Origin of the sequence: Candidatus Solirubrobacter pratensis (genome assembly GCF_000425945.1) — a bacterium.
GTDB lineage: Bacteria > Actinomycetota > Thermoleophilia > Solirubrobacterales > Solirubrobacteraceae > Solirubrobacter > Solirubrobacter pratensis.
The window spans coordinates 147,283-172,769 of record NZ_AUEK01000003.1 but is presented as its reverse complement, the minus strand read 5'-3'; the positions used below and the strand labels follow the sequence as shown (position 1 = coordinate 172,769).

Below are 25,487 nucleotides of genomic sequence, written 5' to 3'. Positions count from 1 at the left end.
TCGGCCTTCGCCGCTCGCAAAGCTCGGACCTCCGGACGACGCTACATGGACTACTTCGACGATCGCTCACTCCTACGGGAGGTGGTGGGCCACCGGCTGACGGGGCTCTCCGGCCCGCGGGCGCTGCTGGTCATGGCCGCGCACCCGGTCGCCTTCGCCGGGTTCTTCGCCCACACGGGCGCGCTCGACGATCCGTACGCCCGCCTGCGCCGCACCGCGACGGTGCTCGACGCCGTCGCGTTCGACAGCAAGGAGCGCGCCGACAAGCTGACGGCGCGCGTGCGCGCCATGCACCGGCGGGTGCGCGGAGAGCTGCGCGAGCCCGCCGGGCCGTTCCCCGCCGGCACGCCGTATCGCGCCGACGATCCAGCCCTGCTGCTGTGGATCCTGGCCGCGCTGGCCGAGTCGGCGATGCTCGTGTACCCGAAGTACGTCCGCTCGCTCTCGCGCGACGAGCTCGACGCGCTGTGGCGCGACTATCGCGTCGTCGGCCGCCGGTTCGGCCTGCGCGAGCGCGACATGCCGCGCGACATCGACGCCTTCGAGGCCTATATGGCGGACATGTACGCGAGCGGGGAGCTGTTCGTCACCCCGCAGGCGCGCGAGCTCGGCAAGGAGGTCGTGCTCGCCCCGCCGGTCGCGCTGCACTGGAAGCCGCTCAAGGAGCTCGTCAACCAGATCACGGTCGGCCTGCTGCCGGCGGACATCCGGCGCCAGTACGGCCTGTCGTGGGACCCGGTCCGCGCCGTGGCGCTGCACGGCGGCGCCGAGTACGTGAAGCGGCTCGTGGTGCCCGCGCTGCCTCGCCGCGTCGCGCGCGTCACATAAAGCGCTCATCTGCGTACGTCAGGCTGTGGCGTTGGGCGCGGATGCCCAGAGGTCAAAGGGTCGAGTTGGGGGGAACGAAGTGCGTATGAGGACGATCACGCTCGTCGCGGCGCTGCTCGCGCTGCTCGTCGCCAGTTGCGGCGGCGACGACCGGCCGGCCGCGTCCGGCGCGGGCGGGGCGACGACCGCCACCGCGACGGCGTCCGCGACGCAGGACGCGGACGCCGGCCAGGCGCAGGACGGGGACTCCGACGCCGACAAGGCCGCGGAGCAGGGCGGCAAGGACAAGCCGTGCGCGGACGCCGGCGACCTCGCCGGCGAGCCCAAGGCCAAGCCGCCGGCGGATCTCGCGCTGCCGGGCGATGCGCACGTCTACGAGTCCGAGGGCCCCTTCGGCAAGACCACGCGCTACTTCGCGGTCACCGAGGGCGGGCCGGACGACCTGCCCGCCAAGCGCGACGACGCGTCCGACATCCTGGTCGAGAACGGCTACAAGCTGCTCGCCAAGGACCAGGAGGAAGGCGCCGAGGCCGAGGCGCACCTGAGCGGCAAGCACGCCGTCGACATCCAGGTGATCAGCCTCTGCGAGGGCAAGCTGCGGATCCGCTACACGGTCTCGTAGCGCGATGAGCGGCGATTGCTCGCCCTGCGGGCTCGCGTCGCTGGGAGCAATCGCCCAGAGGGCGATTCTCCCGGGCGAGGTCACGCCGTGAGCGGTGCCGTGGCGCTGCAGGCGCTGATCACGGGGCTGGCGACGGGCGCGACCTACGGGCTGATCGCGCTCGGCTTCACGCTCGTGCACCGGCTCACGGGCGTGATCGCGTTCGCGCACGGCGACGTGGTGGTCGGCGCCGTCTTCGTCGGCGTGCTGGTGGTCGTCGGGACGGCGCCCGTGGCGTCCACGCCGGGCTTCGGGACGGCGGTCGCGCTCGCGCTCGTGACGCTCGCGGCCGGCGCGCTGCTGTCGATGGCGGTCTACGCGCTGGCGCTGCGCCCGTTCCTGCCGCGCGCCGACGTGCTCGGCTGGGTCGCGGGCGGACTCGCCGCCGGGCTGCTCGTGCGCGAGCTGCTCGGGCTGCCGTTCTCGCAGCAGGCGTATGCGCTGCCTGACCCGCTCGGCGGTGCCGGGGTGCTGCGGCTCGGCGGCGGCGTGACCGTGCCGGTGCGGGCGTTCGAGGTGCTCGCGGTCGGGCTGGCCGCGGGCGTGGCGGTCGAGCGGGCGCTCGCGCTGACCGGGGCGGGCGCGGTCGTGCGGGCGGTCAGCGACGATCCGCGCGCCGCGGCGCTGCTCGGCATCCCGTGCGAGCGCGTGATCCTCGCGGCGTTCGCGCTGGCCGGCGCGCTCGCCGGCCTCGCCGGGCTGCTGATCGCGCCGGCCGCGCCGATCGGCGTCGACGACGGGGTGCTGCTCGGGCTCCAGGGCATCTGCGCTGCGCTGCTCGGCCGGCTCGGCTCGCTGCGGCTCGCGCTCGCGGGCGGGCTCGCGCTCGGCGTGCTGGAGTCGCTCGTCACCGCGTGGGGCGCGCTCGGCGCCCGCTGGGCCGACGTGCTGCCGCTGGCGCTGCTCGCCCTGCTCGCCGCGCGACGCCCGCACGGGCTGCTGGCGGCGTGACCGAGCTCGCGCACGACCTCTACCTGCTCGCCGCGGTGCTCGGGCTCGCGCTCGTGGTCGCGCACGCCGGGATGCCCGTGCTCGCGCAGGGTGCGTTCGCCGCGGTCGGCGGCGTCGGCGCGTTGCAGCTCGAGCGCGCGGGTCTGCCGATCGGGACCGCGGTGCTGGTCGCGGTGCTGGCGGGGGCGGCGGCGGGAGCCGGGACGGGGTGGCTGGTCGCGCGCGCCGACGGGCCCGCGGTCGCGCTGGCGACATGGGCGCTGGCGTGGCTCGCGTACACGGCACTGATCGCCTTCCCGGGCCTCTCGGGCGGCGAGCAGGGGCTGACGCGCCCGGCGATCGACCGCGTCCAGGGGCTGTTCGGCTGGTCGCTGACGCTCACGCCTCGGGTGCACGCGGTGACGGCGGCGGCGCTGTGCGGCGCCGCGCTGTGGGGGACCGCGCGGCTGCGGGCGGCGCGGGCCGGCGCCGATGCCGCAGCGCTGCGCGACGATCGCGAGCTGGCGCTGACCCTGCGCGTGCGCGAGAGGCGGCGGCGGATTGAGCTGATGGCGGTGGCGGGCGCGCTCGGCGCCGCGGCCGGTGCGGGCGTGAGCCTGCTGCTCGGCGTCGCGGCGCCCGCCGACCTCTCGCCGCTGCTCTCGCTGCAGCTGCTCGCGGCCGTGATCGTCGGCGGGACGGCGCCGGTCGCCGGGCCGCTGCTGGGCTTCGCGGTGGTCGCGGCGATCCCGCGCCTGTCGCAGCTGGTGGCCGACTCCGGCGCGTCGGACACGGCGGCGACCGGCGTCGTGACGGCCGCGCTGCTCGTCGCCTGCGTGGTGCTGCGGCCGTACGTGCGGGCGCGGCCGCGCGCCCTCGCGGAGCCGCCGCCGGCCGCGCCGGCCGCCGTGGGCGCGGGTGGGCGGCTGCTGACGGCGCGCGAGCTCTATCTGCGGCTCGGCGACGTCCACGTGCTGCGCGGCGTCGGGCTCGAGCTGCGCGCCGGCGAGATCCACGCGGTGATCGGGCCGAACGGGAGCGGGAAGACGACGTTGCTGCGCGTGCTGGCGGGCGAGCTGCGGGCGGCGGGGAGGATCGAGGGCGAGCGCGTGGTGCGCACGCTCCAGCGCGAGGCCGGGTTCCCGTCGCTCTCGCCGTACCGGCAGCTGCGCGTCGCCGGAACCGACGACGCGCTCGCGCGCGAGATCGCCGACGCCGGCTTCCTGTCCGTCGCCCGCGCCGTCGCCACCGGCGCGCCGGTGCTCGCGCTCGACGAGCCCGCCGCCGGGCTCGGCGCCGCCGAGCGCGAGCGGCTGATCGGGCTGCTCCGCCGCCTCGCCACGGGCGGCCGCGGCGTGATCGTCGTCGAGCACGACATGCGGCTCGTGGCCGGCGCCGCCGACACCGTCACGGTGCTCGACGACGGCCGTGTGATCGCGCACGGCGCGCCGGAGGAGATCGCCGCCGACGCGGGGGTGCGCGAGGTCTACCTGGGGGCGCTGGCGTGATCGTCCGCGACGCGGCCCCCTCGCGCGGCCTCACCGCTCCGCTCCTCGTCGCGCCGGGCGAGGCGGTCGCCGTCGTCGGGCCGCCGGGCTCCGGCAAGACAGCGCTGCTCGAGCGCGTGGTCGCCGCGACCCCCGGCGCCGCCTACGTCCCCGCCGGCCGGCGTGTGTTCCCCAGCCTGACCGTCGCCGAGAACCTGGCGCTCGGGGCGTACCGGGACCGCCGCGACCGCGCGCTCGTCGCCGCGCGCCTGGAGCGCGTGCACGCCCGCTTCCCGCGCCTCGCCGAGCGCGCCCGCCAGCGCGCGGGCACGCTGTCCGGCGGCGAGCGGCAGCTGCTCGTGATCGCGCGGGCGCTGATGTCCGACCCGGCGCTGCTCGTGCTCGACGAGCCGACGGCCGGACTCGGGCCGCCCGCGGTCGCCGCGGTCGCGGAGGCGCTGACCGGGGCCGTCCTGTTCGCCGAGGCGGGCCTCGCGCTCGCGCGCCGCCGCGCCGATCGCATCGTCGTGCTCGACCAGGGCGAGCCCGCCCTCGACGCGCCGCGCGAGCAGGCGCTGAGCGATCCGCGGCTCGGCGAGGAGTATCTGGTACGCTGAGCGGACCAGATGGACTCCAGCCTGTCCACTTTCCGGCCACTCCAGCGCTACGAGCAGATCGCCGAGCGGCTCGCCGCCGACATCCGCTCCGGCCTGCATCCGCCGGGCGAGCGCCTGCCGGCCGAGCGCGAGCTCGCGCGCTCGCTCGAGGTCAGCCGCGCATCGGTGCGCGAGGCGCTGGCCGCGCTGCAGTTGCAGGGCGTGGTGGAGACGCGCCCAGGCGCCGGCACGTTCGTGACCGCGGACGCCCCCGGCAAGCCGCGGGACTTCCCGCACGACGCCTCGCCCTCGGCCGTGCTCGAGGCGCGCGCCCAGCTGGAGCCCGCGGTGGCGCGCCTCGCGGCCGGCCGCGCGCAGCCCGACGCGGCGGTCGAGAACCTGCTGGCGGCGATGGAGGCGGCGACCGATCCGGAGGATCCGGCCGCCCGCGCCACCTGGAACGCCTCCGACCGCCTGTTCCACCGCCAGCTCGCGGCCATGACCGGCAATCCGGTCCTGCTCGCGTTCGCCGATCACGTCGCCGCGCTGATGGACGAGCCGCTGTGGCAGCGGCTGCGCGACGACTCGATCGCCACGCCCGGCCGCACGCGGATCCACGTGGCCGAGCACCGCATGATCTACGAGGCGATCGTGGAGGGGGACGGCGAAGCCGCGGCGTTCTACTCCGCCCAGCACATCAACCGCGTCCGCACCTACATGGAGCTGTCCTAATGGCCCTCTTCGAAGGCATCATCCCCGCCGTCACCACCCCGTTCGACGCGACCGACCAGGTCGACGTCCCCGCGCTGAAGGCCAACGTCGAGGCGATGATCGAGGCCGGCGTGCACGGCTTCGTCGCCACCGGCACGATGGGCGAGGCAGGCAGCCTCTCCTCCGAGGAGCGGCGCACGGTCGTCAAGGCGGTTGTCGAGGCCTCCGCCGGGCGCGTGCCGGTCACCGTCGGCGTCTCGTCGGGCTCGGCGCTCGCCTCGCTGGCCTACGCGCTCGACGCCAAGGCGCTCGGCGCGACCGCGATCATGTCGCTGCCGCCGCTCGGCTACCGCGCCGACGAGGACGAGGTCGTCGCGTTCTTCACCGAGCTCGCGAGCGGCGCCGGCCTGCCCGTGATGGCCTACAACAACCCCGAGGCCTCGGGCGTGGACATGCCGCCGGAGCTGATCGTGCGCATCTACGAGGCGGTCGACGGGGTCGTCGCGATCAAGGAGTGCTCGGGCGACGTGCGCCGGATCCCGGCGATCGCCAACGCCACGAGCGACCTCGAGGTCCTCGTCGGCGGCGACGACTGGGCGCTCGAGGGCTTTGCGGCGGGTGCGACCGGCTGGGTCACGGGCGTCGGCGTCGTCGCGCCGGCCGAGGTGGTCGAGCTGTATGACCTCCTCAACGCCGGCGACCTGCCGAAGGCGCGCGCGCTCTATCGCCGGCTGCTGCCGGTCGCGCGCTTCGACATGACCCCCAAGCTCGTCCAGTACTTCAAGGCGGCGCAGGACGCCGTCGGCCTCAACGGCGGCCCGACGCGCCCGCCCAGGATGCCGCTGACCGCCGCCGAGCGCGAGGCGCTGGAGGCCGCGCTGGAGATCCTGCGCGAGCACGCGCACGCGTAGTGCGGGCAGCGATGACTCGCCGCTGCCTCGGCCGGAGGTCTCGTCACCGCTTCGCTCGGGGCTCGCATCGCTGGGAGCAATCGCCCAGGGGGCGATTCTCCCGGTGAGGGCACGACGGTATTTCGCGGCCGTCGACTCCCACACGGAGGGGATGCCGACGCGCGTCGTCACCGGCGGCGTCGGCCCTGTCCCGGGCGCCACGATGCTCGAGCGCAAGCTGTACTTCGAGCGCCACATGGACGATCTGCGGCTTTTGCTGATGCAGGAGCCGCGGGGGCATTCGGCGATGTCGGGGGCGATCCTGCAGCCGCCGCTGCGCGAGGACGCCGACTGGGGCGTGCTGTTCATCGAGGTGTCGGGCCTGCTGCCGATGTGCGGGCACGGGACGATCGGCGTGGCGACGGTCCTGGTCGAGACCGGGATGGTCGAGGTCACCGAGCCCGAGACGGTGATCCGGCTCGACGTCCCCGCGGGCCTGGTCGAGGCGCGCGTGGCGGTCGAGAACGGGCGCGCGACGGCGGTCACGATCCGCAACGTCGCCTCCTTCCTGCACCAGACCGACCGCGTCGTGGACGTGCCCGGCTACGGCGAGATGCGCTACGACATGGCCTACGGCGGGAACTTCTACGCGCTCACGCCGGCGGCCGCCGCGGGCCTCGCGGTCGACCCCGCGCGCTCCGGCGAGCTGGTCCACGCCGGCCTGGCGGTGATGGCCGCGATCAACGAGGCCGACCGCCCGGTGCACCCGGAGGACCCGCGCATCGCCGGCTGCCATCACGTCGTCTTCCACGAGCCCGGCCGCGACGGCGCCGACGCGATCGCCGCGACGTCGATCCACCCCGGCTGGCTGGACCGCTCGCCGTGCGGGACCGGCACCTCGGCCCGTCTCGCGCAGCTGCACGCGCGCGGCGAGCTGGCCGTCGGCGCCCCGTTCGTGAACCAGAGCGTGATCGGGACGCGGTTCACCGGGCGCGTCGTCGCCGAGACCACGGTCGGCGGGCGCCCCGCGATCATCCCCGAGATCACCGGCCGCGCCTGGATCACCGGGATGGGGCAGTACCTGCTCGACCGGGACGATCCGTTCCCGGCCGGGTTCGCCCTGTGATGTCGTCCTGCTCCCCATGCGAGCGAGGGAAGGCGAGCGCTGAATCTGCGACGAGTGCCTGAGGTCCGCGAGCGGGGCCTCAGGTACCGTGTGCCGGCGATGCCGCCGCGCGAGGACGAGGTCCAGACCCTCGTCGAGCAGCTGAGCGCGGAGCTCGAACGGTCGGTGCTGGTCGACGATGCGAGCCTCCGGCTGCTCGCATACAGCCCGACCCTGGGGTCGGATGACGAGGTGCGCCGTACGGCGATCCTCACGCGCGAGACGCCGCGCGTGATCCGCGACCTGCACTTCTCCCAGGGGATCGCGACGGCGACCAAGGCGGTCCGCACCGCCTCCCGTTCGGACTTCGGCCTCGAGTCGCGCGTGTGCGTGCCGATCCGCTGCCAGGGCACGCTGTTCGGCTACCTGTGGCTGATCGACGGCGACCAGTCGCTGACGGACGAGGACTGCGAGCTGGCCGAGCGCTGCGCGAGCGAGATCGGCACCGCGATGTACCGCCGCCAGGAGCTCGAGCGCCCGCGCCGCGAGCAGGAGCGGCGGCTGCTCGAGGCGCTGCTCGGGCCCGACCCCGCCGCCCGCGACGAGGCCTCGCACGAGCTGCTGGCCGCCGACCTGATCGTCGGCGGCACGCCGATCGGCGCGCTTTGTATGCGGCCCGGGAGCGACGGCGAGCTGGGGCCGGCGGAGAAGGCGCGGCTCGGCCTGGCGCTGGACCAGTTCCGGCGCGCGCTTGGAGTGCGCCAGTCGCTCAGCGTCGTCCGGGCCGAGCACGGCGTGGTGCTCGTCGCCGTCGACTCGCACGTGCAGCGCGCCGGCGGCTTGAAGGAGCTCGCGCGCCGGCTGCAGGAGGCGCTCGAGCAGACGGTCGCGGGCGCGGGCCCCGCGCGCGTCGCGCTCGGCTACAGCGAGCAGGCCGAGCACCTCAGCGAAGCGCACCGCGCCTACGGGCACGCGCGCCTGGCGCTGCGCGTGGCGATCAGCGCGCCCGAGCACGGCTCGCCCGCCGGCTGGGCCGACCTCGGAGCGTTCCGCATGCTCGCGCGCCTGGCCGACGCGCCGAATGCCGAGGAGCTGCTGCACCCGGGCCTGCCGCAGCTGTTCGAGCTCCAGAGCAAGGAGTCGCTCGTCGCGACGCTCGAGGCCTACCTCGACAACGGGTGCGACACCAAGCTCACCGCCGAGGCGCTGTTCCTGCACCGCGCGAGCCTCTACTACCGGCTCCAGCGGATCGAGCAACTGACCGGCACGAGCCTCAAGAGCGGGGCCGATCGCCTCGCGCTCCACGCGTCGCTGAAGCTCGCCCGGCTGCTGGGGATGCATCCCGCGCGGAGAAGGCTCAACAGCCCCTAGCGCCTGTTTCGACGTTGGTCTACGCTCCCACGCCGCGGTTTCGACGTTTGACCGAGGAGCCGCGGGTCGACCGCCCGTAGCGTTGGGCGGACTGGAGGGCAACCCATACCCATAGGAGGGGGAGGGGTCATTTGATTACGCGAACGCATCGTCTCGCGATGTTGAGCTGCTCTGCGCTGTTGGCGATCGGTGTCGCCGCGTGCGGCAGCTCGAGCGACGACGGCAGCAACAGCAGCAGCAGCAGCGCTTCGGGCGGGACGCCCGCCACGAAGGGGATCTCCGACACGCTGGTGATCGGCACCACCGACAAGGTGGTCGCGCTCGATCCGGCCGGGGCCTATGACCTCGGCTCCCAGCAGCTGATCGGCAACATCTACCAGAACCTCATGTCGGTTCCGGCGGGCGGGAACAAGCCCGAGCCGGACGCCGCGGAGTCCTGCGAGTTCTCCGATCCGAAGACGTACACCTGCACGCTCAAGGACGGGCTGAAGTTCTCCAACGGCGATCCGCTGACGTCGGCCGACGTCAAGTTCTCGCTCGACCGCGAGCTCAAGATCGCGGATCCGAGCGGCGCCTCTTCGCTGCTCGCGTCGCTCAAGGACGTCGAGGCGCCGGATCCCAAGACCGTGACGATGAACCTGAAGAAGGCCGATGGCACGTGGCCCTTCATCCTCACCCACACGGTCGCCGCCATCGTCGACTCCAAGGTCTTCCCGGCCGACAAGAAGCTGGCCGACGACAAGGTCGTCGGCTCGGGCCCGTACAAGCTCACCAAGTACGTCCCGAACCAGCAGGCCGTCTTCGCCGTCAACGAGAACTACGGCGGCGCCAACAAGGGCCAGACGCAGAACATCCTCATGCAGTACTACGAGCAGCCCTCGGCGCTCAAGCTCGCGATCGAGCAGGGCGACATCGACGTCGCCTACCGCTCGCTCGCCCCGACCGACATCGAGGCGCTGCGCGGCGAGACCGACAAGGGCATCAAGGTCGTCGACGGCGACGGCACGGAGATCCGCTACATCGTCTTCAACGTCAAGAAGGCGCCGGCGAGCAACATCGCCGTCCGCAAGGCGGTCGCGCAGCTGATCGACCGTGAGGCGATCTCCAAGAACGTCTACAAGGACACCGTCAAGCCGCTGTACTCGACGGTCCCGGCCGCGCTTCCGGGCGCAAAGGCCTCGTTCTCTGACGCGTTCGGCGCTACGCCCGACGTGGAAAAGGCCAAGCAGACCCTGGCCGATGCCGGCATCAAGACGCCGCTGTCGCTCGACGGCTGGTACACGCCGACCCACTACGGGCCGGCCGAGGTCGATCTCTGGAACGAGATCAAGCGCCAGCTCGAGGCCAGCGGCCTGTTCAAGGTCAAGCTGGACTCGACGGAGTGGACGCAGTACAAGGACGCGGCCTTCGCCAAGCACCAGTACTACTTCTACGGCCTGGGCTGGTTCCCGGACTACCCGGACGGCGACAACTACCTCGCGCCGTTCATGCGCGACGGCGGCTTCTTCCAGAACGGCTACTCGTCGAAGGAGGTCGATGACGCGCTCGACTCCGAGCTCAAGACCGACGACGAGGCGAAGCGCGCCGCCGCCTTCGGCACCGTGCAGGACATCGAGGCCAAGGACGTGCCGCTGATCCCGATCTGGGAGGGCAAGCAGGTCGCCGCCGTCAAGGACGGCGTGGAGGGCATGGAGAAGACGTTCGACTCCGCCTTCCAGCTGCGCTTCTGGCTGGTCACGAAGAAGGGCTAGGAAGGAACGGATGTCGAGAGCGGGATCGCTGCGGGGATACATCCTCGTACGCCTCGCGCTGATGGTGCCCATGGTCTGGGTGCTGTTGACCGTGGTGTTCCTGATGATGCGCGTCGCCCCTGGCGATCCCATCTCGGCGACGCTGGGGGGCAAGCTCTCACCTGTAGAGCTTGCCCGCCGGCAGCATGAGCTCGGCTTCGACAAGTCGATCTTCACGCAGTACTTCGAGTACCTGTGGGACGTCGTGCGGCTGAGGTTCGGCACGACGATCACGGACGGCCAGTCGATCGGCTCGATCGTGCTGGAGAACGGCGGCGCGACGCTCACGCTGACGCTCGCGGCGCTGCTCGTGGCGCTGATCGTCGGGCTGCCGCTCGGCCTGATCGCCGGTCGCTACCGCGAGACGGTCCCGGACGCGCTCATCCGCCTGTTCGGGATCCTGTCCTACGCCGCGCCGGTGTTCTTCGTCGGCCTGATGTGCCAGATCGTCTTCGCCAAGAACCTGGATCTCCTACCGGCATCCAGACAGGCGTCGGCGATCGTGCAGGCGACGGCGCCCGACCACACGCACATCCTGCTCCTGGACCTGACATTGGCCGGGGACTGGTCGGGCGTGGGCGACGCGCTCAAGCACCTGATCCTCCCCGCGACGACGCTCGGGCTGCTCGTGGCGGGCGTGTTCATCCGCCTCGTGCGCGTGAACGTGGGGCAGGCGCTCGGCGGCGACTACGTCGAGGCGGCGCGCGCACGCGGGATCCCCGAGCACCGCGTCGTCTCCTTCCACGCCTTCCGCAACGCGCTCGTGCCGGTGGTCACCGTCATGGGCCTGCAGGCGGCGCTGCTGCTCGGCGGCGCCGTGCTGACCGAGCAGACGTTCAGCTGGCCGGGCCTCGGCAGTCGCCTGCTCACGTACTTGAACAACCGCGACTACATCGGGGTCCAGGGCCTGATCACCGTGTTCGCGCTCGTCGTGGTCTTCGTCAGCCTGATCATCGACGTCGTCAACGCGATGATCGATCCCCGGGTCCGGTACTGAGATGTCTGCCACAACGACGGTTCCCGAGACCCCGCCGACGGTCGCGCAGCCGCGCCGCGCCGGCCGCCTGGCGCGCATCGTCTCGCCGTTCCGGCAGGCGCGCGGCGTGCAGCGCTTCATGCTGCTCACCGGCACCGGCCTGACGCTCGTCTTCGTGTTCGTGTCGATCTTCGCGCCGCTGCTCGCGCCGTACGGGTTCGACGCCTATCAGGACGCCTCCGGGCGCTTCCCGCAGCAGGGGGAGCCGTCGGCGGCGCATCACTGGGGCACGACGGTCAACAGCTTCGACGTGCTCTCGCGCACGCTCTTCGGCGCGCGCACGGCGCTGGAGGTCATGATCCTCGCGGTCGTCTTCGCGCTCTGCGTCGGCGTCCCGCTCGGGCTGATCTCGGGCTACGTCGGCGGCTGGGTGGACCGCATGCTCGTGCTCGTGATGGACGCGCTGTTCGCGTTCCCGTACCTGCTGCTCGCGATCGTGGCGTCGTTCCTGCTCAAGAACACGATCGGCAACGGCATCATCGTCGCGGCGATCGCGATCACGGTCGTGTACGTGCCGCAGTACTTCAGGGTGGTGAGAGCCTCGACGCTCTCGGCGCGCGAGGCCACCTACGTGGAGGCGGCGCGCGCGATGGGCGCCAGGCCGGCCACGATCATCCGCCGCTACCTGTTCGCCAACGTCGTGCAGAGCGTCCCGGTGATCGCGACGCTCAACGCCGCGGACGCGATCCTCACGCTGGCGGGACTCGGCTTCCTCGGCCTCGGCATCCAGCCGACCGAGGCGGCGGAGTGGGGCTATGACCTCCAGCGCGCGATCTCCGACGCAGGCGCCGGCATCTGGTGGACGGCGCTGTATCCGGGCCTGGGCATCGTGCTGGCGGTGACCGCGCTGACGCTCGTCGGCGAAGGCCTCAATGACGTGTTGAACCCGACGCTGCGCCGCCGCCGCTCGCGCGCTCCGCAGATCCAGTCGTCGGCGGTCGGCCCGGCCTCCGCGCCGGTCGTGGAAGAGGATGTGGGCAAGTGACCATGAGTGAACCGGTCCTGTCGGTGCGCGGGCTGCGCATCTGGTACGGCACCGACCGCGGAGCCGTGCGCGCCGTCGACGGCGTGAACCTCGACCTGCGGCCGGGCGAGACCGTCGGGCTCGTGGGGGAGTCGGGCTGCGGCAAGTCGACGCTGGGGCGCGGCGTGCTCGGTCTGCTGCCCGAGGGCTCCTCGGCGGTCGGCGAGGTCAACTACAAGGGGCGCAACCTGCTCGCGCTCAAGCCGCGCGAGCTGCGCAAGCTGCGCGGCCCGGACCTGGGGATGATCTTCCAGGAGCCGATGACGCGGCTGAACCCGCTGATGAAGGTCTCCCAGCACTTCGAGGAGACGCTCAAGACGCACGAGCCGAGCCTCGGCAAGAAGGCGGCCCGGGCGCGCGCGCTGGAGGCGCTGCGCGGCATGGGCATCCCGCCGACGCGCTACGGCCAGTATCCGCACGAGTTCTCCGGCGGCATGCGGCAGCGGATCATGATCGCGCTCGCGCTCGTGCTGCGCCCGGCGGTGATCGTGGCCGACGAGCCGACGACGGCGCTCGACGTGCTCGTCGAGGCGCAGATCATCCGCATCCTCGCCGACCTGCGCGCGAACTTCGACACGGCGCTGCTGCTGATCACGCACAACCTCGGCATCGTCGCCGAGGCGTGCGACCGCGTCGCCGTGATGTACGCGGGCCGCATCGTCGAGAAGGGGCCGGCCTACGACGTCACGAGCAAGCCGGCCCATCCGTACTCGCGCGAGCTGCTGCGCTCGACGATCTCGCTGTCGACGACGTCGCTGCACTCGATCCCCGGGGCGCCGCCGAACCTCGTCGATCCCCCGCCGGCGTGCCGCTTCCACCCGCGCTGTCCCGACGCGATGAGGGTGTGCGCGAAGGACTGGCCGCCGTCGGTCGATCTCGGCGCCGGGCGCCGCTCGGAGTGCTGGCAGAGCGCGCGCGACCGCATCCCCGCGGGGCTCGAGGCGCCGCTGGAGCGCGAGGCGCTGGCCGTGGCGGAGGAAGCGTGACCGCGCTCGCCCCGGAGCGCGCGGCCGAGAAGGCCACCGGCACGCTGATCGAGGTCCGCGACCTCGAGGTCCACTACGCGCTCCACGGCACGTTCCGCTCGCGCCTCACCGGCCACGGCGGCGGCGCGGTGAAGGCCGTCGACGGGGTCTCGTTCGAGCTGCGCGAGGGCGAGGTCCTCGGACTCGTCGGCGAGTCCGGGTCGGGCAAGACCACGCTCGGGCGCGCGCTGCTCGGGCTCGTGCGCCCGACGGGCGGCAGCGTCAAGCTGCGCGGCCGCGAGCTCGCCGGCCTGCCGGAGAGCCAGCTGCGCCCGCTCCGGCGCCACCTGCAGATGGTCTTCCAGGATCCGCATGCCTCGCTGAACCCGGCGATGACGCTGGAGACCGCGCTCGCGCACCCGCTGCAGATCCACGGGCTGACGAAGTCCGCGGCCGAGACGCGCGCGAAGGTCCTCGAGACGCTCGAGCTCGTCGGGCTCGCTCCGGCGGAGGACTTCGCGGCGCGCTACCCGGCCGACCTCTCGGGCGGGCAGAAGCAGCGCGCCGCGATCGCGCGCGCGATCATCCTCGGGCCGGAGCTCCTGGTCGCCGACGAGCCCGTCTCGATGCTCGACATGAGCGTGCGGGCGAAGATCCTCGAGCTGATGCTCGAGCTGCGCAAGCGGCTCGGCCTGACGTACGTGTACGTCACGCACGACCTCGCGAGCGCGAAGTTCTTCTGCGACCGCGTGGCGATCATGTACCTCGGCCGGATCGTGGAGATCGGGCCGGTGGAGGCGATCTTCGCCGACCCCAAGCATCCGTACACGCAGGCGCTGATCAAGGCGATCCCCGAGCCCGATCCGGACAAGGCGCTCCCGCGCGACCTGCCGCGGGGCGAGATCCCCGACGCCGCGCGCCCGCCGCTCGGCTGCTCGTTCCACCCGCGCTGCCCGGTCGCGTTCGAGTCCTGCGGCTGGGAGAGCCGCGACCTGCGCACCCTGCTGGAGGAGCGCTGGATCGCGGGCGGCGAGGAGAGCTACGCGGCCGAGCGGCCGCTCGTCGGCAACCTCGACGCGCTCGACGAGGGCGATGGCGACGCGGCCGTCGTGCCCGCGGGCGCCGGGAAGGATCCCGGCGAGCTGCTGGCGCTGCTGGAGCGGATCCGCGCCGAGCAGCCGGACGAGCCGCTGTGGCGCGGCGTGCGCGACATGCGCGCCGAGACGCACGGCGTGCGCGTGACGTTCGCGCCCGGCACCGATCCGCCGCTCTACGACGCGGCCGACTCGCGCGCGGCCTGCCTGCTGTACCGGCCTCGGCAGTAACGGCGCCTGGCACGCAAAGACCGCCCACTCTCGACCGTTCTCGCAAGGTCGCGGGCCGACGTCCGACAAACGCCGATACCCGGCGCGCGCGGCCGGTCGTAGGCTCGCGGCCGTGAGCACGCAATGGGAGGGGGTCTTCGCGACGGTCACGACGCCGTTCGCGGAGGACGAGGGGCTCGACCTCGCCGCCCTGGAGTCCCAGCTGTCGCGGCTGGTGGACCGCGGCATCGGCGGCATCGTCGTGCTCGGGACGCTCGGCGAGGGCGAGAGCCTGACGGCGCGTGAGCGGGGCGCGGTCGTCCGCTGTTCGGTGCGGGCGGTGGACGGCCGCGCGCCGTTGCTCGTGGCCGTGAGCGAGACGACCACGCGCGCCGCCTGCCGGTTCGCCGTCGAGTGCGAGCGGACCGGCGCCGATGGGCTGCTGGTGCTGCCGAGCCCGCTCTACGCCTCCGACGAGCGCGAGACGCGGATGCACTGCCGCAGCGTCGCCGCGGCCGTCGAGTTGCCGGTGCTGGCCGGAGCCGGCGCCCCGGTCGACACGGCCGCCGCCGTGCTCGGCGAGGACCTCGGCGACGGCGACGAGCACGCGCTGCAGTCGGCGCTGCTCGGCGCCCGCGGCCACCTCTCGGCGCTGGCCACCGTCTGCCCGGACGAGACGATCGAGCGCTGGCGGCTCGCGGCGGCGCGCCGCTTCGAGGAGGCCGCCGCACTCCATCGCCGGCTGGAGCCGCTGCGGCGCGCGCTCGCAGGCCCCAAGGCGGTCCAGGCCGTCAAGCTCGCGCAGCAGCTCGCCGGGCTCGGCGGCGAGACGGCGCGCGCGCCGCGGCTCCCGCTGCCCGCGGCCGAGCGCGAGCGCCTGGCGCGGCTCGTGCGTGACGCCCGCGCGGGCCTGGCGGCCGTTTGAGCGCGAAGGCTGCCGCCTCCGGGCGGGTATCACCGGGCGGTGCAGCGCATCGCACCGATTCTTCGACAGCTGGCGGTCGACGCGCTCCGGCGCGCCGCCTAGCGTAGGACCGATGAGCACCGAAGCGCACGTCGACGTCGCCGTCGCCGGCGGCGGCCCCGCCGGCATGGCCGCCGCCGTGGCCGCGCGCCGCGCGGGCGCCACGGTCGTGCTGGTCGACGAGTACGCCGCGCCCGGCGGGCAGATCTGGCGGCGCTCGTTCACCGAGATCGGCGACGTCGCGCCGGCCTCGCTGCCGCGCGACGGCCGCGCGCTCTGCCGCGCGCTGGCGTCCTCCGGCGCCACGGTCCTCGCCGGCACGACCGTCTGGGCCGGGGAGCCCGGCGGCGCGCGGCACACCCTGCGCGTGCACGGTCCCGGCGGCGAGCCGGGCCGGATCCACGCCCGCGCGGTCGTGCTCGCGACCGGCGCCTATGACCGCCCGGTGGCGTTCCCCGGCTGGACGCTCCCGGGCGTGCTGACCGCCGGCGGCGCCCAGGCGCTCGCCAAGGGCCAGGGGGTGCTGCCGGGCCGCCGCGTCCTGCTCGCCGGAGCCGGCCCCTTTCTGCTCCCGGTCGCGACGCAGCTGCGAAAGCAGGGCGCGATCGTCGTCGCCGTGGTCGAGGCCACGCGCCGGCGCGAGTGGCTGGCGGCGGCGCCGCGGATGGCCCGGCACTCCGGCCGGCTCGCCGACTACGTCGCCTACCGCGCCCGCACGCTCGACACGACGTACGTCTGGGGCCACGTGCTCACCCGCGCCGACGGCGAAGGCGCCGTCGAGTCGGCGACGATCGCCGCGGCCGCGCCGGACTGGTCGCCGATCGCCGGCAGCGAGCGCTCGTACGCGGTCGACGCCGTCTGCACCGCCTACGGCTTCCTGCCGTCCACGGAGCTCGCCCGCGCGTTCGGCTGCGCGCTCGACGGCGACGCCGTCGCCCACGACGGCGACATGCGCACGACGGTCGCTGGGGTGTTCGTCGCCGGCGAGGCCGCGGGCGTCGGCGGCGCCGGCATGGCCCAGGTCGAGGGCGAGCTGGCCGGGGCGTGCGCCGCGGGCGGCGCCGGCGATCTGGGGCAGCTGCGCTCCCGCCGCGCGACCGCCGCCGGGTTCGCGGCGATCCTCGAGGACCTCTTCGGCCGCCGCCCCGGCCTCGCCCGTCTCGCCGACGCTGAGACGATCCTGTGCCGCTGCGAGGACGTCACGGCCGGCATGGTCGACGCGGCCGGGACCGCGTCGCCGTCCGCGCTGAAGATCATGACCCGCTGCGGGCAGGGACCGTGCCAGGGCCGCGTGTGCGAGCGGATGATCGCCGAGCGGCTCGGGACGCCCGCGCGGTTCAGCACGCGGGCGCCCGTGAAGCCGATTGCGCTCGGCGTCCTGATGGACGCTACGGACTCGTCGTCGACAGAGTGAACGTCAGCGTCTTCGCGTAGGTCCCGGTCAGCAGCGCGTCGGTCGCGGCGATCGCCTGCTTGTGCCGATCGCGACCGGGTCGTTGGACGCGGGCGCGGTGTAGCGCTTCGGCAGCCCGCTGACCTGCAGCGGCGCGGGCAGCGCGAACGCGCCGTTCGCGAGGTGGCCGAGTCTAAGGCGCATCCCTTCCCGCTCTCCGACGTTGCCCAGGACGGCAGCCGGGAAGCTATGCGCGGGCGGTGGCGGCGCGGTACCGGCAGATGCCGGAAATCAGGGCACGCCGGTTGTGACGGTCATGCCGGCGGCGACCGGCGTCACGCACGCGCGGACGATCCGGCCGTCGGCCTGCACGCGGCACTCCTGGCAGATGCCGATGCCGCAGTAGAGCCCGCGCGGCTCGCCGGACGGGCTAGGGCGCAGCGCGGCGCGGCCGCAGGCCAGCAGCGCGGCGGCGATGCTCTGCCCCGCCGGCGCGCGCAGCGGCTCCCCGTCGACGGTCAGCTCGATCATGAGACGGCCAGCGCGGCGGGCGCGAAGCGGTCGGGCGAGAACCACTCGATCGGGACGGGCGTGGGCGCGTGCGCGTGCCAGGCCGCGACGAGCTCGCCGGTCGCGGGCGCGAGGCCGATGCCGGCGCCCTCGTGGCCCGTCGCGACGCACAGGTTCGGCGCCTCGGCGAACGGGCCGACGATCGGCACATGGTCGGGCGAGAGCGGCCGCAGGCCCGCGTACACGCGCAGCGCGCGGGCGCCGTCGAGGACGGGGAAGAAGCGCGCCGCGCGACGCGCGATGGCGCCCGCGACGTCGATGTCGACCTCGCGGTCGAAGCCCACGTGCTGGCGGCTGGAGCCGAGCAGCGCCGTCCCGCTCTCCGTCGACTCGACGACCATCGCGATCTGCAGCGCGGCATCGTCGCCGGCCTCGACGGCGGCGACGTAGCCGGCCTCGCTGAGCTTGCGGCGGAAGCGGACCGGCGAGCGCTCGAGAACGACGATCTGGCCCTTGCGCGGTGTCACGGGGACGCTCAGGCCCGCGGTCTCGACCAGGGCGGGCGTCCACACGCCGGCGGCGACCACGACGGCCCCGGCGGCGATCGCGCCCGCGCTCGTGCCGATGCCGGTCACCGCGCCGTCGCGCCGTCGCATGATGCGCTCCACCGTGCGGTCGGTCGTGAGCGTCGCGCCGCGCGCGACGGCGGCGCGGGTCAGCGCGATCGTCGCCAGGCGCGGCTCGAGCTGCGCGTCGCCCGGGTACAGGACGCCGCCGGGGAGGTCGTGCGCGGCGTGAGGCTCCTCGCGCCGCAGCGCCTCGGCGTCGAGCACCTCGCCGCGGACGCCGAGCGTCGCGAGCAGCCGGGCGCGCTCGGCGGAGGCGCACAGCTCGGCCTCGGTCTCGGCGACGACGATGCTGCCCTTGCGGTCGTACTCGAAGCCGTCCGGGAGCGTCCGGGCGAGGTCGGCCCACAGATCGGCCGAGCGCAGCGCCAGCGGCAGCTCGCGCTCGAGCTCCTTGTCCCACGCGAGCACGTTGCCCTCGCAGGCGCCGGAGCTGCCCGACGCGACGAACGAGCGATCGATCAGCTGCACGCGCGCGCCCGAGGTCGCGAGGAAGTAGGCGCACGCCGCGCCGACGACCCCCGCTCCCACCACCACCACATCCGGACTGCCGGCCACGATCACACAGTACGGGTCCGCGATCGAACGGCCTTCCGACAAGTGGCGCACAGGGCGCGCCGCGACTCCTACATCTCGCCATTGCGGCAGATCGCCCTCAGCCCGGATACTCGCGGCAGCAGAAGGGGGGATGGGACTCGAGGCCGCCGAGCGAGGCCGAAAGACTCCCACAGGGCAGGAGGGAGCGCCCGGACGTGGCCACCACGTCCGGGCGCTTCTCCGGCACTCGGCCGGCGCCCAATCCACGGCGCCGGCCGAGCAGTTCACCCGCGGGAGGGGTAGGCGCGGGTGAAGGCAGACTACGCGCTCGGCTCCGGCTTGTCGCGATTCGGGGCGCGAATCCGCCCGGCGGGGTGGTGCGCCCCGCTCAGGCGCGGTCCGTCGCCGCGCGCAACAGCGCCACCGCGCCGCGCCGCAGCGCTGGCCAGCGGCGGGCCTCGCGGCCGTGCAGCGCCTCGTGGAACGCCGCTCGCGCGTCGACGGCGCCCGCCGGCGCGGGCAGCCGCATCGCCGCGGGCGTGCGGGCGGCCCGCGTCTCGACGCGGCGCGGGGCGACGTGGCGGGCGAGCCGGACGCCGACCGCCGGGGCCGGCAGCGCGTGGCGGCCGACGCAGACCGCGGCGGCCGGGAGCCCGCGGGCGATCCGCTCGCCCTGCTCGCGGTCGCCGGTCCAGATCGACACCACGCCCTCGCGGCCGCCCGACGCGGCAAGCGCGATCGCGGACGGCTGGTCGGGCGCCTCGACCACGGTCAGGACCGGGCCCGGCGGCGGCGCGGCGAACGCGGCGGCGGAGTCGAGCACCGCCGGCGCGCAGTACACGCCCTCGAGCCCCGGGACGGCGACGCGGCCGCCGCCGCGCACGGCACGGGCGCCGGCCAGCGCGTCCTCGACGGCGCGCAGGTCCGCCGGCGACGCGAGCGGGCCGACGTCGGTCGCGGGATCGCGCGGGTCGCCGACGCGCAGCCGCGCCGCCGCCTGCGCGATCGCGCCGGCCAGGCCTGGCGCGGCGCTCCCGGCCACGACGAGCCGCCCCGCGGCCGCGGGGTGCCGCCCCGATCCCGCGAACGCGGCCCACACCGCTGCCTCCACGACCGCGGCACGGGGAGCGCCACGGAGGACGAGCAGCGTCCCCATCCGCGTGGGGCGCGGGAGGTCGACGACGCGGTCGCACACGGAGTCGAGGAGACGCGCGCCTTCGGTCACCGGCACCAGCAGCTCTCCTGGCACGCCCGCCCGCAGGAACACGGCCCGCAGCCGCCGGGCCGCGAGCGGGTCGCCGGCCGCGAGCAGCACGCCGTTTCCGGCCAGCAGCGCCGCCGCGGTCTCGACCGCCGGACCGAACCAGGGCGAGGCGGAGGGGCCGCGAAGCCCGACGAGGCCCGCCGGCGCCTGCAGCAGCAGGCTCCGGCGCCGCGCGAGCGCCGCCATCCGCGCGTGCAGGCGGCGGTCGGCGAGCGCGGCGGGCCCGTCGCGCGCGAGCGCGTGCAGGCCGCGGACCGCGGGCAGCAGCTCGGAGACGATCAGGTGCGAGCGCGGCCAGCCGGTCTCGCCGGCGAGGCGGTCGGCGAGCTCGTCCAGCTCGTCCAGCAGCGCGACCGCCGCCCGCCGCAGGTAGCGCGCGCGAGCCGCGGGCGGCAGCAGCGCCCACAGCGGCTGCGCGACGCGCGCCGCCGCGGCGGCCGCAGCCAAGTCCACGGGCGCGAGGACCCCGAGCACCGCGCCCGTCGCGGGCGCGCGCAGCTCGCCCGGCTCAGGCGTCACGCCCGCGCGCGGCCCGGATCGCCGCCAGCCGCTCGCGCATCCCGGGCTCGCCGTCGCCGGGCCGGTAGAACCGCATCCCGGAGAACCCGTCGGGCAGGTGCTCCTGGTCGTTGACGTGGCCCGGGTGGTCGTGCGGATAGTCGTAGCCGCGCCCGCGCCCCAAGGCCTTCGCCGCCGGGTACGCGGCGGAGCGCAGCACCGCCGGCGGCAGGGCCGCCCCGTGCTCGCGGATGTGCGCCCGCGCGGCGCCCAGCGCCGTGCCCGCCGCGTTGGACTTCGGGGCCAAGGACAGGTAGATCGCCGCCTGCGCCAGCGCGAACGTCGCCTCCGGCAGCCCCACGTGCTCCACGGCGTGCGCCGCCGCGACCGCCACCAGCAGCGCCTGCGGGTCGGCGTTGCCGACGTCCTCGGAGGCGAGGACCACCATCCGGCGCGCGATGAAGCGCGCGTCCTCGCCGCCCTCGAGCATCGCCGCGAGGTAGTACAGCGACGCGTCGGGGTCCGAGCCGCGGGTCGACTTGATCCAGGCCGAGATGTAGTCGTAGTGCTGGTCGCCAGCCTTGTCGTAGCGCAGCGCCTTGCGCTGCATCGCGTCCTCGGCGTCCTCCAGCGTCACCGGCGAGCCGGTGCGCGCGGCGGTGTCGAGCGCGAGCTCGAGCGCGTTCAGCGACGACCGCGCGTCGCCGCCCGAGCGCGTCGCGAGGAACTCGATCACGTCGTCGCCCACCGAGCCGCCGACACGTGACAAGGCGCGCCGCAGCAGCCCGGCGATGTCCTCCGGCGTCAGCTCCTGCAGCTCGTAGATCTGCGTGCGCGAGATCAGCGCCGAGTTGACCTCGAAGTACGGGTTCTCGGTGGTCGCGCCGACGAGCACGACCAGCCCCTCCTCCACGGCCGGCAGCAGCGCGTCCTGCTGGGCCTTGTTGAAGCGGTGGATCTCGTCGAGGAAGAAGATCGTCTGGCGGCCGCCGCGGCGGCGCTCGCGGGCCCGCGCGATCACCTGGCGGACCTCGGCCCGTCCCGCCTCCACCGCCGAGAGCTCCTCGAACGCCGCGTCGGCGTACTCGGCCAGCATCCGCGCCAGCGTGGTCTTCCCGGTCCCCGGCGGCCCGTACAGGATCATCGAATGCGGCTCGCCGGACTGGATCGCCGTCCGCAGGGCCGACGACGGCCCCAGCAGATGCGACTGGCCGACGAACTCCTCGAGCGCGCGCGGGCGCATGCGGGCGGCGAGCGGAAGGTCCTCCGCGTCCGCGACCTCGCGCCCGGCGGGCTCCTCCTCCGGCGGATCGAACAGCCGTCCCATGCGTACAGTCTGACCATGGGACTCGCCGAGGAGCTGCAGGAGGAGACCGCGGAGGTCCTCGCCAGGCTGATCCGCTTCCGCACCGTCAATCCCCCGGGCGACGAGCGCGCCTGCCAGGAATGGCTCGCGGGCTATCTCGAGGACGCCGGCCTGACGTGCGAGCTGCACGCCGCGGAGCCGGAGCGGCCGAACCTCGTCGCCCGCCTGCCCGGCGGCGACGGGCCGACGCTCGGGTACCTCTCGCACGTCGACACGGTGCTCGCCGACCCGCAGGACTGGTCCGCGGACCCGTGGAGCGCGGAGGTCCGCGACGGGTTCCTCTACGGCCGCGGCGCGGTCGACATGAAGGACCAGACCGCGGCCGAGGCGGTCGCGCTGGCGACGCTCGCGCGCAGGAACGTCAAGCTCAACGGCGAGGTCAAGCTGATCAGCGTCGTCGACGAGGAGACCGGCGGCACGCTCGGCGCGCAGTGGCTGACCGAGACGCTGCCCGACGCCGCGCGCGTCGACTACCTGCTCAACGAGGGCGCCGGCGCCGTCATGCCCTACGGCGACCGCCGCCTCTACGGGGTCTGCGTCGCCGAGAAGGGCACGTTCCGCTTCCGCGTGCGCACGACCGGCACCGCCGCCCACGCGTCGGTCCCCGGGCTGGCCGAGAACGCGCTGCTCAAGCTCGCGCCCGCGATCACCGCCCTCGGCGGCGCCAAGCCGGGCTTCGACCTGACCGAGGCCACGCACGCGCTGCTCGAGGGTCTCGGCGAGGATCCGCGCGACCCGCAGGGCGCGCTCGACAGCGTCGCCCGCATCGAGCCGCGGCTCGCGCCGATCCTCGACGCCGCCCTGCGTGTCACGTTCGCGCCCACGATCGTCTCGGCGGGCGAGAAGATCAACGTCATCCCCGCACGCGCCGAGCTGCGCGTCGACTGCCGCGTCCCGCCCGGGATGGGCATCGAGACGGCGCGCAGGCGCCTCGGCGAGGTGCTCGACGGCGACGTCGACGTCGAGTTCACCGAGGAGGTCGAGGGCAATCGCTCGCCGGTCGCCTCGCCGCTGATGGACGCCATCAGGGCGTGGGTCGGCGAGCACGACCCCGGCGCCGAGGCGGTCCCGACCGTCCTGCCCGCCTTCACCGACTGCCGCTGGTTCCGCGCCGCCTTCCCGGACTGCGTCGCCTACGGCTTCTTCCCCCAGCGCCACCAGACGCTGTACGAGACCTGGCCGCTGATGCACGCCAAGGACGAGCGCATCGACGTTCGCGACCTCGGGTTCGCGGCCGGGTTCTTCCACGACCTCCCCGGGAGGCTCCTCTGATGCCCGTACCTGAAGGCAAGCTCCGGCTGGGCGGCATGGCCCTGCGCAACGGGCTGCTCGTCCACGGCCCGACGCACTGGGCCGCCGCCGTCCGCACCCGCGACGGCGCCGTGAAGGTCGCCTCCGGCCCCAAGCCGCGCTTCAGCGCGTTCGACGGGATCCCGGGGCTGCGCGGGCTCGCGCGGCTCGGCGAGGCGTTCGCGGTGATCCCGCTCGTCAAGCAGGGGCTGCCGGAGGCCAAGCTCCCGATGGAGTCGCCGAGCGTGATCGGCGTGGCCGCCGGCGCCTCGCTCGCGGGGACCCTCGCGCGCCGGCATGTCCGCGGGGTGACCGGCGACGCGGCCTCCGCGCTGCTCTCGGTGGCGCCCGCGCTGTTCGCCCTGCGCGGCGGCGAGCTGGCCGCGTACCACGGCGTCGAGCACAAGGCGATCGCCGCCTACGAGGCCGACGACGCGGACGCCGCCGACGCCTCCAAGGAGCACGAGCGCTGCGGCTCGCACCTCGTCGCGCCGATGCTCGCCGCCAACGTCGCGGGCACCGTGCTGCTGCGAAAGGCCCTGGAACGGCCGAGCGCGCTGGCCGGCGGGGTGGTGGCGCTCGCCTCGACCGCCGCCGCCGTCGAGGTCTTCGCCTGGAGCGAGCGCCACGCGGACACGACGGTCGCCCGGGCGCTCAAGCGGCCGGGCTTCGAGCTCCAGCGCGCGCTGGGCACGCGCGAGCCCGACGAGCGCCAGCTGGAGGTCGGGCGCGCGGCGCTGGCGGAGATCCTGAAGGTCGAGGATGGGGTCCAGACCCTAGGCTAGACGCGCCACATCGCGGCGATACTCCCAGCCGTGCATTGGTACCAGATCGAGAACGACATCATCACCTGGGCGCCGATCGTCTTCATGGCGCTCCTGGTGTTCTTCATCTGGCGGACGATGAAGCTGATGCCGAAGACGAAGCCGCAGGAGATCAAGCCCGACTCCAAGGCATCGGTCGGCTGGAAGGAGGTCGCCGGCGCCGACGAGGCGAAGGCGGAGCTGCAGGAGGTCGTCGACTTCCTGCGCGACCCGAAGCGCTTCCGCGACCTCGGCGCCAGCGTGCCGAAGGGGATCCTGCTGCACGGCCCGCCCGGCACCGGCAAGACGCTGCTGGCCAAGGCCGTCGCGCACGAGTCCGGCGCCTCGTTCTACTCGCAGTCGGCGGCCTCGTTCGTCGAGATGTTCGCCGGGCTCGGCGCCGCCCGCATCCGGCGCCTGTTCAACGAGGCGCGCGAGCACCGCCCCGCGATCGTCTTCATCGACGAGATCGACGCCGTGGGCGGGGCGCGAGGCTCCGACAACAACTCCGAGCGCGAGCAGACGCTCAACCAGCTGCTCGTCGAGATGGACGGCTTCGGCTCGACCGGCGACCTGGTCGTGATCGCGGCGTCCAACCGGCTGGAGAAGCTCGATGCGGCGCTGCTGCGGCCGGGCCGCTTCGACCGGCAGATCTTCGTCTCCCCGCCCGACGTCGGCGGCCGCGAGGCGATCCTCCGCGTGCACACGCACGGCAAGCCGCTGGGGCCCGAGGTCGACCTGCCGATCATCGCCCGCCAGACGTCCGGCCTCGCCGGTGCCGATCTGGCGAACATCTGCAACGAGGCCGCGATCTTCGCCGCCCGCGAGCACCGCTCGACGATCGGCCAGGAGCACTTCGAGGCGGCGCTGGAGCGCGTGATCGCCGGCATGCAGTCGCGCAAGGCGCTCAACGAGCACGAGCGCCGCGTGGTCGCGTTCCACGAGGCCGGCCACGCGCTGTGCGCCGAGCTGCTCCCGGGCGTGGACCGCGCGCACCGCATCTCGATCGTCCCGCGCGGCCGGGCGCTCGGCTACACGCTCAACCTCCCGGAGGAGGACCGCTACCTCAAGACGCGCGACGAGCTGATCGATCAGATGGTCATGCTGCTCGGCGGCCGCGCGGCGGAAGAGATCGTCTTCGGCGCCTGCACGACCGGCGCCTCGAACGACCTCGAGCGCGTCGCCGACATCTCCCGCACGATGGTCCACGAGTACGCGATGGGCACCTCGATCAGCTCGCTCAAGCTCGCGGCCGAGGGCGGCGCGGTGTCCGACCGCACGCGCGAGCTGCGCGACTCCGAGCAGCAGCATCTCGCCGACGAGGCGATGCGGCGTGCGATGCGGCTGATCTCCGAGCACCGCGAGCAGCTCGACGGCCTGGCGGCCGGCCTGCTGCGCAACGAGGTGCTCGAGCGCCAGGACATCGACCGCGTGATGGAGGGCGCCGCGCCGCGGCGCCAGAGCGGCGCGCACGGCCTGCGTGTGGTCGCGGCGGAGCGCACCGGCACGGAATCCTGAGCGCTCAAGTCGCGGCCGCG

At 74.2% G+C, this 25,487-nt stretch carries 25 protein-coding genes; 19 read left to right on the top strand and 6 right to left on the bottom strand.

Annotation, left to right across the window (positions count from 1 at the left end; translation table 11 throughout):
- The first annotated feature begins 45 nt into the window (after positions 1 to 45).
- From H958_RS42490 to H958_RS0100825, 9 genes are all read left to right on the top strand, one after another.
- Complete coding sequence (locus H958_RS42490; protein WP_051323645.1) at positions 46 to 828, top strand: oxygenase MpaB family protein; 783 nt, start codon at positions 46 to 48, stop codon at positions 826 to 828.
- A gap of 85 nt (positions 829 to 913) precedes the next feature.
- Complete coding sequence (locus H958_RS0100860) at positions 914 to 1,450, top strand: hypothetical protein (RefSeq protein WP_028057282.1); 537 nt, start codon at positions 914 to 916, stop codon at positions 1,448 to 1,450.
- An 87-nt stretch (positions 1,451 to 1,537) separates the two neighbouring features.
- Positions 1,538 to 2,440, top strand: a complete 903-nt coding sequence (locus H958_RS0100855; protein WP_028057281.1) for an ABC transporter permease subunit — start codon at positions 1,538 to 1,540, stop codon at positions 2,438 to 2,440.
- Positions 2,437 to 3,927 (top strand): ABC transporter permease subunit, encoded by a 1,491-nt coding sequence (locus H958_RS0100850; RefSeq protein ID WP_028057280.1) that lies wholly within the window; start codon positions 2,437 to 2,439, stop codon positions 3,925 to 3,927. The genes H958_RS0100855 and H958_RS0100850 overlap by 4 nt, the downstream gene beginning before the upstream one ends.
- Positions 3,924 to 4,523, top strand: a complete 600-nt coding sequence (locus H958_RS33975) for an ATP-binding cassette domain-containing protein (RefSeq protein ID WP_037408783.1) — start codon at positions 3,924 to 3,926, stop codon at positions 4,521 to 4,523. The genes H958_RS0100850 and H958_RS33975 overlap by 4 nt, the downstream gene beginning before the upstream one ends.
- A 9-nt stretch (positions 4,524 to 4,532) precedes the next feature.
- Positions 4,533 to 5,234, top strand: a complete 702-nt coding sequence (locus H958_RS0100840) for a FadR/GntR family transcriptional regulator (protein ID WP_028057279.1) — start codon at positions 4,533 to 4,535, stop codon at positions 5,232 to 5,234.
- The gene (locus H958_RS0100835) at positions 5,234 to 6,124 is read left to right on the top strand and encodes a dihydrodipicolinate synthase family protein (RefSeq protein ID WP_028057278.1); all 891 of its coding nucleotides are present in this window, start codon (positions 5,234 to 5,236) and stop codon (positions 6,122 to 6,124) included. The genes H958_RS0100840 and H958_RS0100835 overlap by 1 nt, the downstream gene beginning before the upstream one ends.
- Positions 6,125 to 6,227: 103 nt before the next feature.
- Positions 6,228 to 7,229 carry a proline racemase family protein gene (locus H958_RS0100830; protein ID WP_028057277.1) on the top strand — a complete coding sequence of 334 codons (1,002 nt, stop codon included), beginning with the start codon at positions 6,228 to 6,230 and terminating at the stop codon, positions 7,227 to 7,229.
- A gap of 99 nt (positions 7,230 to 7,328) precedes the next feature.
- Positions 7,329 to 8,579 (top strand): helix-turn-helix domain-containing protein, encoded by a 1,251-nt coding sequence (locus H958_RS0100825; protein WP_156027578.1) that lies wholly within the window; start codon positions 7,329 to 7,331, stop codon positions 8,577 to 8,579.
- Positions 8,580 to 8,706: 127 nt separating this feature from the next.
- On the opposite strand, the gene H958_RS47250 is transcribed toward H958_RS0100825, so the two are convergent.
- Positions 8,707 to 8,880 carry a hypothetical protein gene (locus tag H958_RS47250; RefSeq protein WP_196807145.1) on the bottom strand — a complete coding sequence of 58 codons (174 nt, stop codon included), beginning with the start codon at positions 8,878 to 8,880 and terminating at the stop codon, positions 8,707 to 8,709.
- Between H958_RS47250 and H958_RS0100820 the strand changes: the two genes are divergently transcribed.
- The 7 genes from H958_RS0100820 to H958_RS0100790 all read left to right on the top strand — a co-directional run bounded on the left by H958_RS0100820 (position 8,870) and on the right by H958_RS0100790 (position 17,076).
- On the top strand, positions 8,870 to 10,330 hold the full coding sequence (locus H958_RS0100820; protein ID WP_051323644.1) for an ABC transporter substrate-binding protein: 1,461 nt from the start codon (positions 8,870 to 8,872) through the stop codon (positions 10,328 to 10,330). The two genes, H958_RS47250 and H958_RS0100820, sit on opposite strands and share 11 nt — an antisense overlap.
- A 10-nt stretch (positions 10,331 to 10,340) precedes the next feature.
- Positions 10,341 to 11,366, top strand: a complete 1,026-nt coding sequence (locus tag H958_RS0100815; protein ID WP_028057274.1) for an ABC transporter permease — start codon at positions 10,341 to 10,343, stop codon at positions 11,364 to 11,366.
- Position 11,367: 1 nt separating this feature from the next.
- Complete coding sequence (locus H958_RS33970; RefSeq protein ID WP_081685477.1) at positions 11,368 to 12,390, top strand: ABC transporter permease; 1,023 nt, start codon at positions 11,368 to 11,370, stop codon at positions 12,388 to 12,390.
- 2 nt (positions 12,391 to 12,392) lie between these two features.
- Positions 12,393 to 13,415, top strand: coding sequence for an ABC transporter ATP-binding protein (locus H958_RS0100805; RefSeq protein WP_028057273.1), 1,023 nt, complete (start codon positions 12,393 to 12,395; stop codon positions 13,413 to 13,415).
- Positions 13,412 to 14,719: an ABC transporter ATP-binding protein gene (locus H958_RS33965; RefSeq protein WP_051323643.1), complete on the top strand. Its 1,308-nt coding sequence runs from the start codon at positions 13,412 to 13,414 to the stop codon at positions 14,717 to 14,719. The genes H958_RS0100805 and H958_RS33965 overlap by 4 nt, the downstream gene beginning before the upstream one ends.
- A gap of 112 nt (positions 14,720 to 14,831) precedes the next feature.
- Positions 14,832 to 15,623 (top strand): dihydrodipicolinate synthase family protein, encoded by a 792-nt coding sequence (locus H958_RS0100795; protein WP_028057272.1) that lies wholly within the window; start codon positions 14,832 to 14,834, stop codon positions 15,621 to 15,623.
- A 112-nt stretch (positions 15,624 to 15,735) separates the two neighbouring features.
- Positions 15,736 to 17,076, top strand: coding sequence for an FAD-dependent oxidoreductase (locus H958_RS0100790; protein ID WP_028057271.1), 1,341 nt, complete (start codon positions 15,736 to 15,738; stop codon positions 17,074 to 17,076).
- Positions 17,077 to 17,103: 27 nt separating this feature from the next.
- Here the strand turns inward: H958_RS0100790 and H958_RS45790 are convergent, their stop codons facing one another.
- The 5 genes from H958_RS45790 to H958_RS0100765 form a co-directional block, all read right to left on the bottom strand.
- Positions 17,104 to 17,259, bottom strand: a complete 156-nt coding sequence (locus H958_RS45790; protein WP_156027576.1) for a hypothetical protein — start codon at positions 17,257 to 17,259, stop codon at positions 17,104 to 17,106.
- An 87-nt stretch (positions 17,260 to 17,346) separates the two neighbouring features.
- Positions 17,347 to 17,586 (bottom strand): (2Fe-2S)-binding protein, encoded by a 240-nt coding sequence (locus H958_RS0100780; RefSeq protein ID WP_028057270.1) that lies wholly within the window; start codon positions 17,584 to 17,586, stop codon positions 17,347 to 17,349.
- Positions 17,583 to 18,749: an NAD(P)/FAD-dependent oxidoreductase gene (locus tag H958_RS47245; protein WP_196807143.1), complete on the bottom strand. Its 1,167-nt coding sequence runs from the start codon at positions 18,747 to 18,749 to the stop codon at positions 17,583 to 17,585. Before H958_RS47245 ends, H958_RS0100780 begins: the two co-directional genes overlap by 4 nt.
- Before the next feature lie 367 nt (positions 18,750 to 19,116).
- Positions 19,117 to 20,511 (bottom strand): aldehyde dehydrogenase family protein, encoded by a 1,395-nt coding sequence (locus H958_RS0100770; protein ID WP_028057268.1) that lies wholly within the window; start codon positions 20,509 to 20,511, stop codon positions 19,117 to 19,119.
- A complete protein-coding gene (locus H958_RS0100765; RefSeq protein WP_028057267.1) occupies positions 20,501 to 21,817 on the bottom strand; it encodes a replication-associated recombination protein A in 1,317 nt (438 codons plus the stop codon). The genes H958_RS0100770 and H958_RS0100765 overlap by 11 nt, the downstream gene beginning before the upstream one ends.
- A 15-nt stretch (positions 21,818 to 21,832) precedes the next feature.
- Between H958_RS0100765 and H958_RS0100760 the strand changes: the two genes are divergently transcribed.
- The 3 genes from H958_RS0100760 to ftsH are packed head-to-tail and all read left to right on the top strand — an operon-like array spanning position 21,833 to position 25,467.
- Positions 21,833 to 23,128 (top strand): M20/M25/M40 family metallo-hydrolase, encoded by a 1,296-nt coding sequence (locus H958_RS0100760; RefSeq protein ID WP_037408781.1) that lies wholly within the window; start codon positions 21,833 to 21,835, stop codon positions 23,126 to 23,128.
- Positions 23,128 to 23,931, top strand: a complete 804-nt coding sequence (locus H958_RS0100755) for a DUF1385 domain-containing protein (protein WP_028057265.1) — start codon at positions 23,128 to 23,130, stop codon at positions 23,929 to 23,931. Before H958_RS0100760 ends, H958_RS0100755 begins: the two co-directional genes overlap by 1 nt.
- Positions 23,932 to 23,961: 30 nt before the next feature.
- A complete protein-coding gene (gene ftsH / locus H958_RS33960) occupies positions 23,962 to 25,467 on the top strand; it encodes an ATP-dependent zinc metalloprotease FtsH (protein WP_051323642.1) in 1,506 nt (501 codons plus the stop codon).
- Positions 25,468 to 25,487: the final 20 nt, after the last annotated feature.